Below are 16,115 nucleotides of genomic sequence, written 5' to 3'. Positions count from 1 at the left end.
CGTCGTTACGGTGCGGCGATGCCGGCCAGCAGGGTGCGGGCGAGGGCGCTCGCGAAGGTGTCGAGGTCCTGCGGAGGCTCCTTGCCGACCTTCGCGTCGTAGGCGAACGCCCGCTGCGAGCACGCACCCAGCAGCAGCGACGCCGCCGCGAACGTGTCGGCGCCGGGGTCGAGACGCCCCGCCGCCTGCTCGGCGCGCAGATACGCGTCGAGGCTCTCCAGCGGCCGGTGCGGCCCGGTGCCGAGCCGCAGCATCGCCGCGTCGTGACGGGCCTTGAGCCGGGTCTCGGCGTACAGGGACGCGCCGATCGGGAAGCTCTCCGCGTAGAAGAGGGTGGCGCGGCGGGCGATCTCGGTGAGGTTCTCCTCCACCGACCGCCGCCCCGGTTCGGCGGCCAGCGATTCGAGCAGCGGTGCCAGCTTGGGGAGCCGTTCGGACAGGACGGCGACGAAGAGTTCCTCCTTGCCCGCGAAGTACTTGTAGAGCGCCGCCTCCGAGCAGCCGGCTCCCCGCGCGATCTCCTTGGTCGTCGTACGGGCGAGGCCCACGGTGGTCCACAGCTCGTGCGCCGCGTCGAGGATCCGTTCCCGCGTGGGCTTCTTCTCCATGGGTTCTCCAACCGGCTTGACGGAGGGGTGAGTACACACTCACTCTAGGGGTGAGTGAACACTTACCCACCCCTAGGAGGGTGCGACATGAAGCTCACCGTCTTCGGTGCGACCGGCGGAATCGGCCAGGAGATCGTCCGCCAGGCGCTGGCCGGCGGCCACTCCGTGACGGCCGTCGTCCGTGACCCGGCACGGTTCACGGTCACCGGCGAACGCCTGGAGGTCCACCGCGCGGACCTCACCGACCCGCACACGCTGCGCGGCGCGGTCGCCGGCCGGGACGCCGTGCTCTCGGGCCTCGGCGCCCGCAACCGCGCGGACGCGGGGGTCGCCGCCAAGCTGACCCGCTCGGTTCTCGCCGCGATGCACGCCGAGGGCGTCCGCCGACTGCTGGTGGTCAGCGCCGCCCCGCTCGGCCCCACCCCGGACGGGCAGTCCGTCGTCGACAAGGCCGTGCTCGGGATCGTCAACGCGGTCCTGAAGGACATCTACGCCGACCTGCGCGTGATGGAGCGCGACCTGGCGGCGAGCGCCACGGACTGGACCTCCGTACGCCCGCCCAAGCTCACGAACGCCCCGGTCACCGGCCGCTACCGCACGGTCGTCGGCGGGAACCCGCGCCGTGGCCGCTCCCTCTCCCGGGCCGACGTCGCCCACGCCATGCTGGCGATGGTCGACGACCCGGCGACGGTGAAGCAGGGCGTCGGGGTCGCCTACTGACCGGCGTCGGGACAGTCGTCGCCGCGCGCCTCCACCGGCCGGAACGTGGTCGTCCGCGGGCCGCCCGCCGCACCACCCGGCGCAGCACCCGACGCACCACCCGGCCACTCCAGGACCGCGGTCCGCTCCGAGGTCAGCGTCATGAAGCCCGCCAGCGGTAGGTCGTTCGCCCAGTCGACGATCGTCTGCGTCCGCCCGTCGCCCTCGTCCTCCGCCCGCCACAGACGGCCCGCGAAGACCGCGTAGCGCGTCGCGCACTCCTTGGTCATGTCGTACGGGTACCGGACGCCCCGTTCCGGGCGCTCGGGGCCGAGGGTGGCGGCGGGCGCCTCCCCGTACCGCCGCTCCGGCTCCTGGCCGAGGCACTCCGGCGCGGGTCCGGCCAGCGGGCGGAACCGGAGCGTGGGCAGGGTGGCGGGCGACTCCGTCTCGAAGACGGCCGTGTCGGGCTCGGAGCGGGAGCGGACGCCGTCCGTCCAGCTCATGAAGCCGCGCATACGGTCGGCCGCCCAACGCACCGTGACCGACGAGCCGCCGTCGGTCCGCTCCCAGACCCGGCCGCCGAAGACGGCGTAGCGCAGGTCGCAGACGGCGGAGAGGTCGTAGCGGTAGCGGACGTTCTCGACCGGCCGCCCGGGCCCGGTGTCCAGGGGGTCGTGGAGTCCGGACGGGGGCTGGGGCCCGTACTTCCCCTCGTACGGATAGGTGGGGGTGACCGGTCCGGGGGTCGGGCCCGAGGGCGGGGCCTGACGGTCCTTCCCGCTCACGCCGAGGACGGAGCCGCCGGCGACCACGAGCGTGGCTGCTCCCGCCGCGAGCGATCGCCGTACGTGCCGGATGCGCCGCCCGCGTGCCACGACGGCCGCGACAGGGGCGACGGGCGCGGGCCCGGGCTCCCGCGCGAGCCCGGACTCCCGCCCGGGCCCGGGCTCCCGTACCGGATCATCGGCGAGATCGCGCAGGCCGCGCCGCAGCCCCAGGAAGTCCTCGGAGTCGTCCATCACGCGCCCCTTCCCGCGTATCCGGCGAGCGCGCCCTCGGCGCGCAGCCGTGCCAGGGCCCTGTTGGTCCGGCTCTTGACCGTCCCGGGCGAGCAGCCGAGCAGCTCGGCAGTCTGTTCGACGGACAGGTCCTCGTAGAAGCGGAGCACCACGACCGCGCGCTGGACGCGGGGCAGCGCGGCGAGCGCGCGGGCCAGTTCGAGGCGGGCTTCGGCGCCGCCGGCCATGTCGTGGGTGTCGGGCGCGGGCGCGCCGTCGTGCGCGGGGCGCACGACCTCGGTGTGCCAGCGGCGGCGGCGCCAGGTCGCATAGAGGTTGACGACGACCTTGCGGGCGTACGCCTGGGGCGAGTCCCAGCCGGCCGAGCCGCCCCAGCGCAGATAGACCTTGACCAGCGCGGCCTGGACGAGGTCCTCGGCGGCGTGCGGGTCACCGGTCAGGAGCCGGGCGGTGCGCAGGAGCGAGGCGTACGCCGACTCCGCGAACGCGGCGAACTCCGGTGGGCCCGTCCCCTCCACGGCTCCCCCTCGACGAGCGTGCGGCCCCGCTTCCCGGGAGCCTGTCACCCACTCGACAACCTGGGGAACCCGGAGGGTTCCACGGACATGCTCAGATGCTGACGCCGACCGTCACCGGCTCGTTGACGAGCGTGATCCCGAAGGCGTCCCGTACGCCGGCGACGACCTCGCGGGCCAGTGCCAGGAGGTCCTCGGTGGTGGCCTCGCCACGGTTGGTGAGGGCGAGGGTGTGCTTGGTGGAGATACGGGCGGGGCCGGAGCCGTATCCCTTGGTGAAACCGGCCTTGTCGATGAGCCAGGCCGCCGAGGTCTTCACGGAGCCGTCCGCGCCGCCGGGGAAGGCCGGCGGGGTCACGCCGTCACCGAGCCGCTCGGCGACGCGGGCGAGGAAGGTCTCGTACTCCGCCGCCGTGAGGATCGGGTTGGTGAAGAAGGAGCCGGCCGACCAGGTGTCGTGGTCCTCGGGGTCCAGGACCATGCCCTTCCCGGCCCGCAGCTTCAGGACGGTCTCCCTGGCGTGCGCGAGCGGGACGCGGTCACCGGCCTCGACGCCGAGGGCGCGGGCGGTCTCGGCGTACTTGATCGGCGCGGAGAGGCCCGCCGCGTCCTCCAGCTCGAAGCGGACGCGCAGCACGATGTAGCGATCCGGGTCGGCCTTGAAGCGGCTGTGGCGGTAGGAGAAGTCACACGCGGCGTTGGAGAGGGTGACGGTCTCGTCGGCCCGGCGGTCGTAGGCGACGACCTCGGTGATGGTGGCCGAGACCTCCTGGCCGTACGCGCCGACGTTCTGGATCGGGGTCGCGCCGGCCGATCCGGGGATCCCGGCGAGACACTCGATCCCGGCGAGCCCGGCCTCCACGGTCCGCGCCACGGCGTCCGTCCAGACCTCACCGGCGGCGAGCTCGAGCGTGGTCCCGTCGAGCACGAAGCCCTTGGTCGCGATCCTCAGGGCGGTCCCGTCGAACCCCTTGTCACCGATGACCAGATTGGACCCACCGCCGACGACGAGCAGCGGCGTCCCGGCGGCATCCGCCTCACGGACGACGGCGATCACCTCGTCATCGGTACCGGCCGTGACAAGCCGCCCGGCGGGGCCGCCGAGCCGGAAGGTGGTGAGGGGAGCGAGGGGAGCGTCGTGGAGTTCCTGCACGCGCCCAAGAGTACGGGCTCCTCCCCCACCCACCCCACCCCCAGCCACCTGCGGCCCCCACGCCCTGACCCTTGCACCGGGTGCCGCCAGGCCACCCAGCCCACACGCGGACAGCCCGCCCACGCGAAGGCGGGAGCCCCCGCCGGGCGGACTTGGGGGAAGCCGCGGGACCCGGCGAAGCCGAGGCCCCCGGACCCGCCGGGCCCTGCGCCGCCGGGGGCGGGCCCGGCAGCGGGTCGTCCAGGCCGCGAGGCATGGGTGGCCCGGGGGCCTGGGCCCCGGCCCACCCACGCGAGGCGGGAGCCCGGGGGCCCGGGCCGCCCGCCCACCCACGCGAGGCGGGAGCCCGGGGGCCCGGGGTGGCCGGGCCTCCGCCCAGCCGTCACACCGTCGCCAAGGGGCGGTCCTCCGGGGTCTTCTCCGGAGCGTCCGTCGGCGGCCGCGCCGACCCGCGCCCCGGGATGAACAGGGACGCCGCCGCACCCAGGGCCACCATCCCCGCGCCCACCCACAGCGCCGGTTCCAGGCCGTTCACGAACTGCTGGGGCGAGCCGTAGCCGCCCTGGGCGGCGAAGATCGAGGCCATCACCGCGACGCCGAGCGCCCCGCCCACCTCCCGCAGGGCGTTGTTCGCGCCGGACGCGATGCCCTGTTCGGACGGGCGGACGCTCGACATGACGAGGTTGGCCGCCGGCGCGAAGTACAGCGCCATGCCGACGCCGCTCACGATCAGCGCGGGCAGCTGGACCGCGTACGAGACGTCCGGCGTGACGACGACCGCGAACCACGCCAGGCCGATCGCCTGGAGCGCCAGGCCCGCCGCCACGACCGGGCGGCCGCCGATCCGGTCCGAGAGCAGGCCCGCGAGCGGCGCGACGAGCATGGGCATACCGGTCCAGGGAAGCATCCGCAGCCCCGCCTCCGTCGGCGAGTACCCCAACACCCCCTGCATGTACTGGCTGAGCAGGAAGATCGAGCCGAACATCCCCAGGAACATCAGCAGACTCGCCGCGTTGATCCCGGAGAACGCCCGGTCACGGAAGAGCCGCATCGGCAGCATCGGCGCCTTGCCGCGGATGCCGTGGCGGACGAACCCGCCGATGAGCGCGCCGCCCGCGATCAGTCCGGTGAGCACGGTGGCCGAGGTCCAGCCGTCGATCGGGCCGCGGATCAGCCCGTACACGATGCCGAAGAGGCCACCGCTGGCGAGCAGCGTGCCGACGGCGTCGAGGCGGGCACCGGTGCCGTACGACTCCGAGAGCCGCAGCCGCGCGAGCGGCAGCAGCGCGAGGCCGAGCGGAACGTTCAGCCAGAAGATCCACTGCCAGGAGATGTGTTCCGTGAGGGTGCCGCCGATGAGGGGCCCGGCCGCGACGGCGAGGCCGTTGACGGCGCCCCAGATCCCGAACGCCATCCCCCGCTTGGCGGCCGGGACCGCCGCCGTGAGCAGGGTCAGGGTGAGCGGCATCATGATCGCCGCGCCGACGCCCTGGACCGCGCGGGCGACGATCAGCGCGTCGATGCCGGGCGCGAGCGCGGCCGCGGCGGACGCGGCGGTGAAGACGGCGAGTCCTATGCCGAAGAGCCGGCGGCGGCCGAAGCGGTCACCGAGTGCGGCTCCGAACATCAGCAGGACCGCGAACGTCAGCGTGTACGCGCTCACGGTCCATTCGAGGTCGTGCAGCGCTCCCCCTAGGTCCTCGCGGATCGAGGGCAGAGCAGTGGTGACGACGAGGTTGTCGAGGGCCGCCATGAAGCCGGCGACGCTGGTGATGACGAGTGCCCAGGCGGCGGAACCGCGGCGGGCTGCTGGCTGGTTCATGACGGCGTCCCTTTCGAACGAGTCCGCGTGATCGGTTTCTGATGGTCAGGGATGGTTAGTTATTGATAACTAACTTTCATGGGCGTGAGAAATCCGGGAGCCCGTGGTGATGTGGCGTTACTTCTCCAGCCGCCCGAGACGGCGGGCCGAGGGGTAGAACCCCTCCCAGACCCGGTGCTCGGGCGGGAAGCCCATGGCGACGAGGGAGTTGATGAGCATCCCGTACGCCAGGAAGGTCGTGGTCTCGTCGGCGTCCGCCCCGAGCGCCAGATGGACGGCTTCCCAGAGCCTCATCCAGCCGGCCCGCACGGTCTCGCCGAACTCGTGGTCGCCCGCTGCCTCGGCGGCTGCGACCGTCACGTACACCTGCATCTGCATCAGGAGGCGGTCCGGATCCTCCGTGATGATCCTGGTGTACGCATTGGCCATGGCATGCAGGGCCTCCTGGCCCGACAGCCCCTCCGCAGCCTCCTCGAAGACACGGACGGTGTCACCGATGCAGCGCTCGGAGGCGGCGAGGAAGATCGCCTTCTTTCCGGGGAAGAGCCGGAAGAGGTACGGCTGCGAGACGCCGACACGCTTGGCGATCGCCTCGGTGGACGTGCCGTAGTACCCGCCGCGACTGAACTCCCGCATCGCGGCGCGGATGACGCTCTCGCGCCGCTCCTCCGCACTCATCCTGGCCATGAAACCAAGTTAGTACTCAATCACTAACTTCGCAAACGGAGGCCGGGCAGCCGCTCCCAGCGGCCACCCACCCCCACGCGATCAGCGATCAGCGATCAGCGATCAGCGATCGTGACGCTACGCAAGCCTGACCACGGCCCGCGACACACCCAGGACCTTCTGACCCGCCGACTTCGCGAGCAGATCCACCCGGACCAGACCGTCGTCCAGCTTCGCCGCGACCTTGGCGCCGACCTCGATCACCGCGCCCTCGTCGTCGTTCGGCACGACCACCGGCTTGGTGAAACGCACGCCGTACTCGACGACGGCGGCCGGGTCGCCGACCCAGTCCGTCACGACCCGGATCGCCTCGGCCATGGTGAACATGCCGTGCGCGATGACGTCCGGCAGACCGACCTCACGGGCGAACTTCTCGTTCCAGTGGATCGGGTTGAAGTCCCCGGAGGCGCCCGCGTACCGCACCAGCGTGGCGCGCGTCACAGGGAAGGACTGCGTCGGCAGCTCCGTGCCGACCTCGACCTCGTCGTAAGCGATCTTCGCTGCCATGACTCAGGCCTCCTCGGGCGCGCGCGAGACGAGCTTGGTCCAGGCGGTCACGACGTGCTCGCCGGTCTCGTCGTGGACCTCTCCGCGGATGTCCAGGATGTCGTTGCCGGCCATCGTCTTGATCGCCTCGATGGTCGAGGTGACCGAGAGCCGGTCGCCCGCCCGCACCGGCCGGGTGTACGTGAACTTCTGGTCACCGTGCACGACACGGCTGTAGTCCAGGCCCAGCTGCGGGTCCTCGACGACCTGCCCGGCCGCCTTGAACGTGATCGCGAACACAAAGGTCGGCGGGGCGATCACATCGGGGTGGCCGAGCGCCTTCGCCGCTTCCTGATCGGCATAGGCGGGATTCGCGTCGCCGATCGCCTCGGCGAACTCGCGGATCTTTTCGCGTCCGACCTCGTAGGGCGCGGTGGGCGGATAGGTCCGGCCCACGAAGGACTGGTCGAGCGCCATGGACTCGATACCTCCTGGATTTGTTACCGACAAACGACACGAGGCCGCCCCCTGGTGGGGACGGCCTCGTGTACGAGCCTGATTAGCGCGTCTCGCGGTGCGCCGTGTGCGAGTTGCAGCGAGGGCAGTGCTTCTTCATCTCCATGCGATCCGGGTTGTTACGCCGGTTCTTCTTGGTGATGTAGTTCCGCTCCTTGCACTCCACGCAGGCCAGCGTGATCTTCGGGCGGACGTCGGTGGCAGCCACGTGAGTGCTCCTTGGACGGACGGATGGACGGATGAACGCATAAAAGAGTAGCCGATCGAAGGACCGACCCCACAATCGGCTACCGTGTGTAGCGGTGACCGGACTTGAACCGGTGACACAGCGATTATGAGCCGCTTGCTCTACCGACTGAGCTACACCGCTTTGATGATCCGGATCCCGCCCGAAGGCGGGTTCCCTCTCACCAGAGCCCCAATACGGAATCGAACCGTAGACCTTCTCCTTACCATGGAGACGCTCTACCGACTGAGCTATTGGGGCGAGCGATGAAGACATTACACGGTCCTCCACCGATCGCCCAAATCCGTTTCGCCGCCCGCTCGGGCGGGCACGCGCGCGGGCCCGTCACCCCCGTCCCGTGCGCCACTCGTACGCCACAGGTACGCCACACGTGGCCTCATCAGTACGACTATTGCGCTCCTCCTCGAAGGGTGGGCCGACCGCCCCTAGGCTCGGCCCCACGCTGCGTGATCTTGATCTTGAGCTTGAACTTGAGGAGCCTTGAGGAGCCCGATGTCAGCCGACAGCAAGCAGCCCCAGCCGCCCGACGACCGGTCCGCTGCCACCGCCGACTCCACCTCGCTCCTGCTCTCCAACGCCCGCCTCACCGACGGCCGGACGGTGGACGTCCGGCTCGTCGGCAGCCGGATCGAGGCAGTCGGAACGGCGGGCAGCCTGACGGCCGTCGGCGCCCGCGTCGATCTCGCCGGCTATCTGCTGCTCCCCGCGCCCGCCGAGCCGCACGCCCACGCCGACACCGCCCTCAGCGCCGACACCCCGGGCCCCGTCTCGTACGCCCCCGAGGAGGTGCAGCGGCGGGCCACCGAGGCCGCGCTGCTCCAGCTCGGCCACGGCGCCACCGCGCAGCGCGCGCACGTCAGGATCGGCGACGTCCACGGTCTCGGCCCGCTCGAGGCCGTGCTCCAGGCCCGGCGTTCGCTGCGCGGCCTGGTGGACCTGACCACGGTCGCGGTGCCCCGGCTGCTCACCGGCGCGGCGGGCGCGGACGGGCTCGCGATGCTGCGGGACGCGGTGAAGATGGGCGCGAGCGTGGTGGGCGGCTGCCCGGACCTGGACCCCGACCCGACCGGGTACGTGGAGGCGGTCCTGGAGGTGGCGGCCGAGCAGGGCTGTCCGGTGGACCTGCACACGGACGCGGACGACCCGGCGCGGCTCGCCCGGTTCGCGGCCATGGCGGGCGGGCTGCGGCCCGGTGTGACGATCGGCCCGTGCGCGGGGCTCGCGCGGCTCCCCTCGGACGTGGCGCGGCGGGCCGCGGACCAGCTGGCGGCGGCCGGCGTGACGGTGGTCTGCCTGCCGCAGGGCGGCTGCGAGGCGACGGAGCAGCGCGGCGCCGCGCCCGTCCGGCTGCTGCGCGCGGCGGGGGTGCGGCTCGCGGCCGGCAGCGGAGCGCTGCGGGACGTGGCCAACCCGGTGGGGCGCGGGGACCCGCTGGAGGCCGCGTATCTGCTGGCGTCGCTCGGCGGGCTGCCGGCGGAGGAGGCGTACGGGGCGGTGAGCGCGGCGGCGCGTACGGCGATGGGGCTGACCGAGGTACGGGTCGAGGCCGGGTTCCCCGCCGAACTGCTCGCCGTGCGCGGCGAACGCCTCTCGGGCGTGCTGTCCCTCGCGTACAGCCGGATCGTCGTGCACCGGGGGCGGGTGGTGGCCCGGACGAGCGCGGTCCGCGAGTACTGCGACTCGGCGGCGGCGCTCGATCTGCCGCGCCAGGCCCGGCCGGAACGCCCCGATCCGGGAAGCCCTCCGGCCGGTCCCGTCGTACGGTCGTGAGTATGCGCATTGTCATCGCTGGAGGACACGGTCAGATCGCCCTGCGTCTGGAGCGCCTGCTCTCGGCGGCGGGGCACGAGCCGGCGGGGCTCATCCGCAGACCGGAACAGGCAGACGACCTGCGCGCGGCGGGCGCGGAACCGGTCGTCCTGGACCTGGAGTCGGCCACGGTGGAGGAGGTCGCCGCGGCCCTGCAGGGCGCCGACGCGGCGGTCTTCGCGGCCGGCGCGGGCCCGGGCAGCGGCGCGGACCGCAAGGACTCGGTGGATCGCGCGGCGGCGGTCCTCTTCGCCGACGCGGCGGAACGGGCGGGCGTACGCCGGTACATCGTCGTCTCCTCGATGGGCGCGGACTCCGCCCACCGGGGCGACGAGGTCTTCGACGCCTACCTGCGCGCCAAGGGCGCGGCGGACGACGCCGTACGCGCCCGTACGTCCCTGGACTGGACGATCCTGCGCCCCGGCATGCTCACGAACGACGCGGGCAAGGGCCTGGTCCGCCTGGAGGCCTCGACGGGCCGTGGCCCGATCCCCCGCGACGACGTGGCGGCGGTCCTGGCCGAACTCCTGGACACCCCGGGCACGGCGGGCCTGACCCTGGAAGTGATCAGCGGCTCGACACCGGTGACGGTGGCGGTGAAGGCGGTGGCGGGCGAGTAGCCCCCACCCCCGGAAACGAAGAAGGTCCCCGGTGCGAACACCGGGGACCTTCTCTATCGCGTGGCGGCGCCAGGATTCGAACCTGGGTAGGCTAAGCCGACGGATTTACAGTCCGCTCCCATTGGCCACTCGGGCACACCGCCATGGGATGTCGCTGCTCGGAGCCGCTTTTCGGCGGTGCTCCGTGGCAACGACGTAAACGATACCTGATCCCCCGGGGTGCTTCGCCACCGGATTGATCAGCGGTCCGGGCACGATCGGATGACTAGGCTTGGCGCCGTACGCCACGCAACCGCATCGCATCCGAGCAAGGAGCCACACGTCATGGCCGACTCCAGTTTCGACATCGTCTCCAAGGTCGAGCGGCAGGAGGTCGACAACGCCCTCAACCAGGCCGTCAAGGAGATCTCCCAGCGCTACGACTTCAAGGGCACCAACGCCTCGATCTCCTGGTCGGGCGAGAAGATCCTGATGCAGGCGAACGGCGAGGAGCGCGTGATGGCGATCCTCGACATCTTCCAGTCCAAGCTGATCAAGCGCGGGATCTCGCTGAAGTCGCTGGACGTCGACGGTGAGCCGCAGCTGTCCGGTAAGGAGTACAAGCTCTTCGCGTCGGTCGTCGAGGGCATCTCCCAGGAGAACGCCAAGAAGGTCGCGAAGGCCATCCGCGACGAGGGCCCCAAGGGCGTCAAGGCGCAGGTGCAGGGTGACGAGCTGCGGGTCAGCTCGAAGAGCCGGGACGACCTCCAGGCCGTGCAGGCGCTGCTCAAGGGCAAGGACTTCGACTTCGCGATCCAGTTCGTGAACTACCGCTAGTCACCAGCTGCGCGTCCGAAAACCGCCAGCCCCGGGTGGGCGGGCCTCGCACACTGGACGGCAGGTGAGTGCGAGGAAAGGAACCGTCATGACGGTGTACGCATACGTCGAGGGGCCCCTGGGCCCGATGCTGCTCGTCGGGCGGGGCGCCGGGCACGGTGGACGGACCGAGCTGGTCTCGCTGTCGCTGCCCGGGCAGAAGGGTGGTGCCGCCGTCGAGGACGGCTGGCGGCACGCGCCCGAGGCCTTCGAGGAGATCGCCGGGCAGCTCGACGAGTACTTCGCGGGGCGCCGGGAGCGGTTCGAGATCCCGTTCGCGCAGAGCGGTACGGACTTCCAGCGGCGCGTCTGGCGCGCCCTGGAGGAGATCCCGTACGGCGCCACCGTCTCGTACGGGGACATCGCCCGGACGGTCGGGTCCTCCGGGGCCGGGGTGCGGGCCGTCGGCACCGCGATCGGACGCAACCCGTTGCTCGTGGTGCGGCCCTGTCACCGCGTCATCGGCGCGGACGGCAGTCTGCGCGGGTACGCGGCCGGCCTGGAGCGCAAGGAGCGGCTGCTCGGCCTGGAGCGGGCCGTGTGATGGACGCGCTCTTTCCGCGTGAGCGGGCGGAGATCGCCCCCGGCGCCGTGCACGTCCCCGGATGGCTCTCCCCCGGCCGGCAGCGGGAGTTGGTGGCCGCGTGCCGGGAGTGGGGGCGCGGGCCCGTGCCGTACCGGCACACCGTGCTGCCGGGCGGCGGGGTGATGTCGGTGCGGTCGCTGTGTCTGGGCCGGCGCTGGGTTCCGTACCGGTATCTCGACACGGTCGAGGTCGAACTTCCCGGCTGGCTGAGCGAGTTGGGGCGTGACGCCGTCACCGAGGCCTACGGGGACGACGGCGGCTTCGCGCCCGACACCGCGCTGGTGAACTTCTACGACGCGGGCGCCGGCGCGAAGATGGGGCTGCACCAGGACAAGGAGGAGCGGTCCGGGGCACCGGTGGTGTCGCTGAGCCTCGGCGACCGTTGCGTGTTCCGGTTCGGGAACACCGAAACCCGGGGGAAGCCGTACACCGACGTGGAGTTGGCGTCCGGCGACCTCTTCGTCTTCGGCGGGCCCTCGCGCTTCGCGTACCACGGGGTGCCCAAGGTCCTTCCGGGCACCGCCGATCCGGAACTCGGGCTGACGGGCCGTCTGAACATCACCCTGCGCGAGACGGGGCTCTAGCGCGAGCGCGGGTGGCCGAAGAGGATCCGGTACGCGATCAGCAGCACCAGCGCGCCGCCGACGGCCGAGAGCCAGGTGGCCGTGTCGTAGAAGCCGGTGGTGATCGGGCGGTCCAGGAACGTGGACGAGAGCCAGCCGCCGACGAAGGCGCCGGCGATGCCGATGACGGTCGTGCCGATGAGCCCGCCCGGGTCGCGGCCCGGGAGCAGGACCTTGGCTATGACGCCCGCGATGAGACCCAGGACGATCCAGCTGATGACGTTCATGCCTGGGAGGACGCCTGGGCGCCGGGCGCGGTTGCGGGCGCGGTCGCGGTCGCGGTCGCGGTCGGCGGGCGCGGTTGCCGGCGCGGTTGCGGGGCCCCGTAGTGTGCCGTGCATGACACAGGGCCTGCGCCGCTCCCTCGGGGTGTTCGACGCCGTCGTCATCGGGCTCGGCTCGATGGTCGGCGCCGGGATCTTCGTCGCGCTCGGCCCGGCGGCCGAGGCGGCCGGAGCCGGGCTGCTCCCCGCGCTCGGGATCGCGGCGGTCGTCGCGTACTGCAACGCCATGGCCTCGGCCCGGCTCGCCGCGCTGTACCCCGCGTCCGGCGGCACCTATGTGTACGGTCGCGAACGTCTCGGGCCGTTCTGGGGGTACCTGGCGGGCTGGGCGTTCGTCGTCGGCAAGACGGCCTCGTGCGCGGCGATGGCGCTGACGGTCGGGGCGTACGTGTGGCCGGATCAGGCGCACGCGGTGGCGGTCGCCGCCGTCGTGGCGCTGACGGCCCTGAACTACGGCGGTGTGCAGAAGTCCGCCCTGCTGACCCGGGCGGTCGTGGCGCTGGTCCTGGCCGTGCTGGCGGCCGTGGTCGTCGCCTCCCTGAGCGCGGAGGCTGTCGGCTTCGGACGGCTCGCGCTGGACGCGGAGGTGACGGCGAGCGGGGTCCTCCAGGCGGCGGGGCTGCTGTTCTTCGCCTTCGCGGGGTACGCGCGGATCGCCACGCTCGGCGAGGAGGTACGGGATCCGGCCCGGACCATCCCCCGGGCCGTGCCGCTCGCCCTCGGGATCGCGCTGGCCGTCTACGCGGCGGTGGCGGTGAGCGTCCTGGCCGTCCTCGGGCCGCAGGCTCTCGCGGCCTCCCCCGCCCCGCTGGTGGACACGGCCCGGGCGGCCGGCGCCGGGTGGCTGGTGCCCGTCGTCACGGTCGGCGCGGCCGTCGCGGCCCTCGGCTCGCTGCTCTCGCTGATCCTCGGGGTCTCCCGTACGACCCTGGCGATGGCCCGGGACGGTCATCTGCCGTCCGGGCTTGCCGCCGTGCACCCGCGCTTCCAGGTCCCGCACCGGGCGGAGCTCGCGGTGGGCGCGGTGGTGGCCGTGGTGGCGGCCACGGCGGATGTGCGGGGCGCGATCGGCTTCTCGTCCTTCGGCGTACTCGCCTACTACGGCATCGCCAACGCCTCCGCGTGGACGCTGGGGCGCTCCCGGGGACGCGCGAACCGGCTGCTCGCGGCGATCGGTCTGGCCGGCTGCGGGGCGCTGGCGTTCGCGCTGCCCCCCGCGTCCGTCCTGGCCGGGGTCGGGGTCCTCGCGGTGGGCACGGTCGCGTACGCGGTCAGCCGGGGGCGCCACACCGGCACGTGAGGGGCGCGTACCCCCGTAGGACGCCGGGAGGTCACCAGGGCCGGCCGAAGGCCGTCCACACCCCGAGCCAGAGCAGAAGGCCCCCGCCGGCCAGGAGCAGCGCCACCTTGCGGATCACCGTGGCGGGCCGGGCTTCGTGGGCGACCCTGTCGGGCCGGCGCGGATCGTAGACGACGGTGACGGTGGACGCCCCGGAACCGCCGGCGTACGGGCGCGGGACACCGGCGGAGTCGTTGAAGTAGTACCGGGGGCGCGCGCCGCCGGTCCCGACCGGCTCGGCGTCCGTGGTCACGCCGTGCCGGGCGAGGTGGGTCCGGCGGAGCACCTCCTCGACGGCGAGGAGGCACACGGACAGGCCGACGACGAGGGGGAAGAGCCCGGTGGTCACCCCCAGGTCGCGCGTACCGGGGGAGTCGTCGGCCCAGACGCCGTAGCCGGCGTAGGCGAGGGCGATGACCGCGACGACCGCGATCCGGGCCCAGCGCGTGCCGTGGGCGGCGGGCCGGGTGACGAGTGCGCTGCCGGCCGGGTCGCGCCGGTCGGGCAGGGCGTCGTTGAGCGTGGTGGCGAAGGAGGCGGCGGCGGCCTCGGCGACCCCGTCGACGCGATGGACCTCACCGTCGGTGAGCACGATCTCCAGGCCGGGCCGCCCGGGAGCCTCGCCGCCGCGGTCGTCGCGGGCGCGGTCGTCGGCGACGGGGGCTTCGGAGACGCGGGCCTCCGCGACGGCCGTGAGGGGGATGACGGTCAGCCCCTCCGTCCGCGTGCCGGTACGCGCCTCGGTGTGCGAGAGGGTGAGTGCGCCGGTGCCGAGGGTGAGGGACACCCGGCGGCCTTCGAGTCTGTGTATCGAACCCATGCGCATGATCATGACGGGCACGGGCGGCGGAGGCCGCGCCGGGAGGGGCGGGAGGGGCGGCCTAGCGGACCGTGTAGCCGCCGTACGCCTGCTCCGTACGGACGATCTCCTTGCCCAGCGGCAGCAGCGAGACCGGGATCAGCTTGAAGTTCGCGATGCCCAGCGGGATGCCGATGATCGTGATGCACAGGACGATGCCCGTGGCGATGTGACCCAGCGCGAGCCACCAGCCCGCGAGGATCAGCCACAGCACGTTGCCCACGCAGGACGGGGCGCCCGCGTCGTGGCGGTCCACGACCGTGTAGCCGAAGGGCCAGAGGGCGTAGACCCCGATCCGGAACGCGGCGAGTCCGAAGGGGATGCCGATGATCGTGATGCACAGCAGGACGCCGGCCAGCATGTAGCCGAGGAACATCCAGAAGCCGCACAGGATCAGCCAGATGACGTTCAGAATTGTGTTCACGGGCGGCGACCTGCCATCTGTTCGAGTCGGGCGATGCGCTCCGCCATCGGCGGATGCGTCGAGAACATTTTCGAAACGCCTTTGCCCCCTCCGAAGGGGTTCGCAATCATCATGTGGCTGGCGGTCTCGATCCGCGGCTCGGGCGGCAGCGGCAGCTGCTTCGTACCGGCGTCGAGCTTGCGCAGCGCGCTGGCCAGTGCCAGCGGGTCGCCCGTGAGCTGGGCGCCCGAGGCGTCCGCCTGGTACTCCCGGGACCGGCTGATGGAGAGCTGGATGAGGGAGGCGGCGACCGGGCCGAGGATCATGATCAGGAGCATACCGAGCAGGCCGGGTCCGTCGTCGTCGCTGGAGCGGCCGACCGGGATCAGCCAGGCGAAGTTGACCAGGAACATGATCACGGAGGCCAGCGCGCCGGCGACCGAGGAGATCAGGATGTCCCGGTTGTAGACATGGCTCAACTCGTGGCCGATGACTCCGCGCAGCTCGCGCTCGTCGAGGATCGCGAGGATGCCCTCCGTGCAGCAGACGGCCGCGTTCCGCGGGTTCCGGCCGGTCGCGAAGGCGTTGGGCGCCTGGGTGGGCGAGATGTAGAGCCGGGGCATCGGCTGGCGCGCCTGGGTGGAGAGCTCGCGCACCATCCGGTAGAGCTCGGGGGCCTCGAACTCGCTCACCGGGCGGGCGCGCATGGCCCGCAGGGCCAGCTTGTCGCTGTTCCAGTACGCGTACGCGTTGGTGCCGAGCGCCACGACGACCGCGACGATCAGACCTGTCCGTCCGAAGAAGCTGCCGATGACGATGATGAGGGCCGAGAGCCCTCCGAGGAGTACGGCGGTCCTCAGCCCGTTGTGCCGGCGGTGCACGGTACGCCCTCCAAGTGGTGCGGCAGGGGAACCCTTTGCTCGGTGGTGGTCCACTTCCAGTG

Annotated in this window: 20 protein-coding genes and 3 tRNA genes; 7 read left to right on the top strand and 16 right to left on the bottom strand. The window is 72.4% G+C overall.

Features of this window, described 5'->3' with window-relative positions:
* Window positions 1-5 precede the first annotated feature (5 nt).
* A complete protein-coding gene (locus ACFY8U_RS11190; protein ID WP_389568646.1) occupies window positions 6-608 on the bottom strand; it encodes a TetR/AcrR family transcriptional regulator in 603 nt (200 codons plus the stop codon).
* 87 nt (window positions 609-695) lie between these two features.
* Here ACFY8U_RS11190 and ACFY8U_RS11185 point away from each other — a divergent pair, with 87 nt between their 5' ends.
* On the top strand, window positions 696-1,328 hold the full coding sequence (locus ACFY8U_RS11185; RefSeq protein ID WP_389568644.1) for an NAD(P)-dependent oxidoreductase: 633 nt from the start codon (window positions 696-698) through the stop codon (window positions 1,326-1,328).
* On the opposite strand, the gene ACFY8U_RS11180 is transcribed toward ACFY8U_RS11185, so the two are convergent.
* The 10 genes from ACFY8U_RS11180 to ACFY8U_RS11135 all read right to left on the bottom strand — a co-directional run bounded on the left by ACFY8U_RS11180 (window position 1,322) and on the right by ACFY8U_RS11135 (window position 8,034).
* The gene (locus tag ACFY8U_RS11180) at window positions 1,322-2,329 is read right to left on the bottom strand and encodes a hypothetical protein (protein WP_389568641.1); all 1,008 of its coding nucleotides are present in this window, start codon (window positions 2,327-2,329) and stop codon (window positions 1,322-1,324) included. The genes ACFY8U_RS11185 and ACFY8U_RS11180 overlap by 7 nt on opposite strands.
* On the bottom strand, window positions 2,329-2,847 hold the full coding sequence (locus tag ACFY8U_RS11175; RefSeq protein ID WP_361445261.1) for a SigE family RNA polymerase sigma factor: 519 nt from the start codon (window positions 2,845-2,847) through the stop codon (window positions 2,329-2,331). Before ACFY8U_RS11175 ends, ACFY8U_RS11180 begins: the two co-directional genes overlap by 1 nt.
* Window positions 2,848-2,938: 91 nt before the next feature.
* A complete protein-coding gene (locus ACFY8U_RS11170) occupies window positions 2,939-3,997 on the bottom strand; it encodes a UDP-N-acetylmuramate dehydrogenase (RefSeq protein WP_389568637.1) in 1,059 nt (352 codons plus the stop codon).
* A gap of 382 nt (window positions 3,998-4,379) precedes the next feature.
* Window positions 4,380-5,819, bottom strand: coding sequence for an MFS transporter (locus tag ACFY8U_RS11165; protein ID WP_389568634.1), 1,440 nt, complete (start codon window positions 5,817-5,819; stop codon window positions 4,380-4,382).
* Between the two features lie 117 nt (window positions 5,820-5,936).
* Entirely contained in the window at window positions 5,937-6,506 is a 570-nt protein-coding gene (locus ACFY8U_RS11160) for a helix-turn-helix domain-containing protein (RefSeq protein WP_361606949.1), read from the bottom strand.
* 117 nt (window positions 6,507-6,623) lie between these two features.
* The gene (locus tag ACFY8U_RS11155; protein WP_389568631.1) at window positions 6,624-7,052 is read right to left on the bottom strand and encodes a MaoC family dehydratase; all 429 of its coding nucleotides are present in this window, start codon (window positions 7,050-7,052) and stop codon (window positions 6,624-6,626) included.
* Between the two features lie 3 nt (window positions 7,053-7,055).
* Entirely contained in the window at window positions 7,056-7,508 is a 453-nt protein-coding gene (locus tag ACFY8U_RS11150; RefSeq protein WP_361606955.1) for a MaoC family dehydratase N-terminal domain-containing protein, read from the bottom strand.
* Window positions 7,509-7,590: 82 nt separating this feature from the next.
* The gene (gene rpmG, locus ACFY8U_RS11145) at window positions 7,591-7,755 is read right to left on the bottom strand and encodes a 50S ribosomal protein L33 (protein ID WP_007265873.1); all 165 of its coding nucleotides are present in this window, start codon (window positions 7,753-7,755) and stop codon (window positions 7,591-7,593) included.
* Window positions 7,756-7,844: 89 nt separating this feature from the next.
* Window positions 7,845-7,917, bottom strand: a tRNA-Met gene (locus ACFY8U_RS11140).
* Window positions 7,918-7,961: 44 nt separating this feature from the next.
* Window positions 7,962-8,034: transfer RNA gene (locus ACFY8U_RS11135), tRNA-Thr, on the bottom strand.
* Between the two features lie 252 nt (window positions 8,035-8,286).
* Here ACFY8U_RS11135 and ACFY8U_RS11130 point away from each other — a divergent pair.
* Together ACFY8U_RS11130 and ACFY8U_RS11125 are read left to right on the top strand one after the other, a co-directional pair.
* The gene (locus ACFY8U_RS11130) at window positions 8,287-9,564 is read left to right on the top strand and encodes an amidohydrolase family protein (RefSeq protein WP_389568628.1); all 1,278 of its coding nucleotides are present in this window, start codon (window positions 8,287-8,289) and stop codon (window positions 9,562-9,564) included.
* Window positions 9,565-9,566: 2 nt separating this feature from the next.
* Window positions 9,567-10,223, top strand: coding sequence for an NAD(P)H-binding protein (locus tag ACFY8U_RS11125; RefSeq protein WP_389568625.1), 657 nt, complete (start codon window positions 9,567-9,569; stop codon window positions 10,221-10,223).
* A 61-nt stretch (window positions 10,224-10,284) separates the two neighbouring features.
* Here the strand turns inward: ACFY8U_RS11125 and ACFY8U_RS11120 are convergent.
* A tRNA-Tyr gene (locus ACFY8U_RS11120) sits at window positions 10,285-10,366 on the bottom strand.
* A gap of 181 nt (window positions 10,367-10,547) precedes the next feature.
* On the opposite strand from ACFY8U_RS11120, the gene ACFY8U_RS11115 reads away from it, so the two are divergent.
* From ACFY8U_RS11115 to ACFY8U_RS11105, 3 genes are all read left to right on the top strand, one after another.
* Entirely contained in the window at window positions 10,548-11,039 is a 492-nt protein-coding gene (locus ACFY8U_RS11115) for a YajQ family cyclic di-GMP-binding protein (RefSeq protein ID WP_362016956.1), read from the top strand.
* An 88-nt stretch (window positions 11,040-11,127) separates the two neighbouring features.
* Complete coding sequence (locus ACFY8U_RS11110; protein ID WP_361667411.1) at window positions 11,128-11,622, top strand: methylated-DNA--[protein]-cysteine S-methyltransferase; 495 nt, start codon at window positions 11,128-11,130, stop codon at window positions 11,620-11,622.
* A complete protein-coding gene (locus ACFY8U_RS11105; protein ID WP_389568622.1) occupies window positions 11,622-12,248 on the top strand; it encodes an alpha-ketoglutarate-dependent dioxygenase AlkB family protein in 627 nt (208 codons plus the stop codon). Before ACFY8U_RS11110 ends, ACFY8U_RS11105 begins: the two co-directional genes overlap by 1 nt.
* Here ACFY8U_RS11105 and ACFY8U_RS11100 read toward each other — a convergent pair.
* On the bottom strand, window positions 12,245-12,514 hold the full coding sequence (locus ACFY8U_RS11100; RefSeq protein ID WP_389568619.1) for a GlsB/YeaQ/YmgE family stress response membrane protein: 270 nt from the start codon (window positions 12,512-12,514) through the stop codon (window positions 12,245-12,247). The two genes, ACFY8U_RS11105 and ACFY8U_RS11100, sit on opposite strands and share 4 nt — an antisense overlap.
* Window positions 12,515-12,626: 112 nt before the next feature.
* Here ACFY8U_RS11100 and ACFY8U_RS11095 point away from each other — a divergent pair, with 112 nt between their 5' ends.
* Window positions 12,627-13,871 carry an APC family permease gene (locus tag ACFY8U_RS11095; RefSeq protein ID WP_389568616.1) on the top strand — a complete coding sequence of 415 codons (1,245 nt, stop codon included), beginning with the start codon at window positions 12,627-12,629 and terminating at the stop codon, window positions 13,869-13,871.
* Window positions 13,872-13,902: 31 nt separating this feature from the next.
* Here ACFY8U_RS11095 and ACFY8U_RS11090 read toward each other — a convergent pair whose 3' ends face one another.
* From ACFY8U_RS11090 to htpX, 3 genes are all read right to left on the bottom strand, one after another.
* Window positions 13,903-14,730, bottom strand: a complete 828-nt coding sequence (locus tag ACFY8U_RS11090; protein ID WP_389568613.1) for a hypothetical protein — start codon at window positions 14,728-14,730, stop codon at window positions 13,903-13,905.
* A 61-nt stretch (window positions 14,731-14,791) separates the two neighbouring features.
* Complete coding sequence (locus tag ACFY8U_RS11085; RefSeq protein ID WP_361761447.1) at window positions 14,792-15,193, bottom strand: YccF domain-containing protein; 402 nt, start codon at window positions 15,191-15,193, stop codon at window positions 14,792-14,794.
* The gene (gene htpX, locus ACFY8U_RS11080; RefSeq protein ID WP_361606982.1) at window positions 15,190-16,053 is read right to left on the bottom strand and encodes a zinc metalloprotease HtpX; all 864 of its coding nucleotides are present in this window, start codon (window positions 16,051-16,053) and stop codon (window positions 15,190-15,192) included. The genes ACFY8U_RS11085 and htpX overlap by 4 nt, the downstream gene beginning before the upstream one ends.
* Window positions 16,054-16,115: the final 62 nt, after the last annotated feature.

The organism is Streptomyces sp. NPDC012508 (genome assembly GCF_042902595.1).
Lineage (GTDB): Bacteria > Actinomycetota > Actinomycetes > Streptomycetales > Streptomycetaceae > Streptomyces.
Note: the sequence above shows the minus strand (reverse complement) of the source record. Positions and strands in the feature narration are given on the sequence as shown.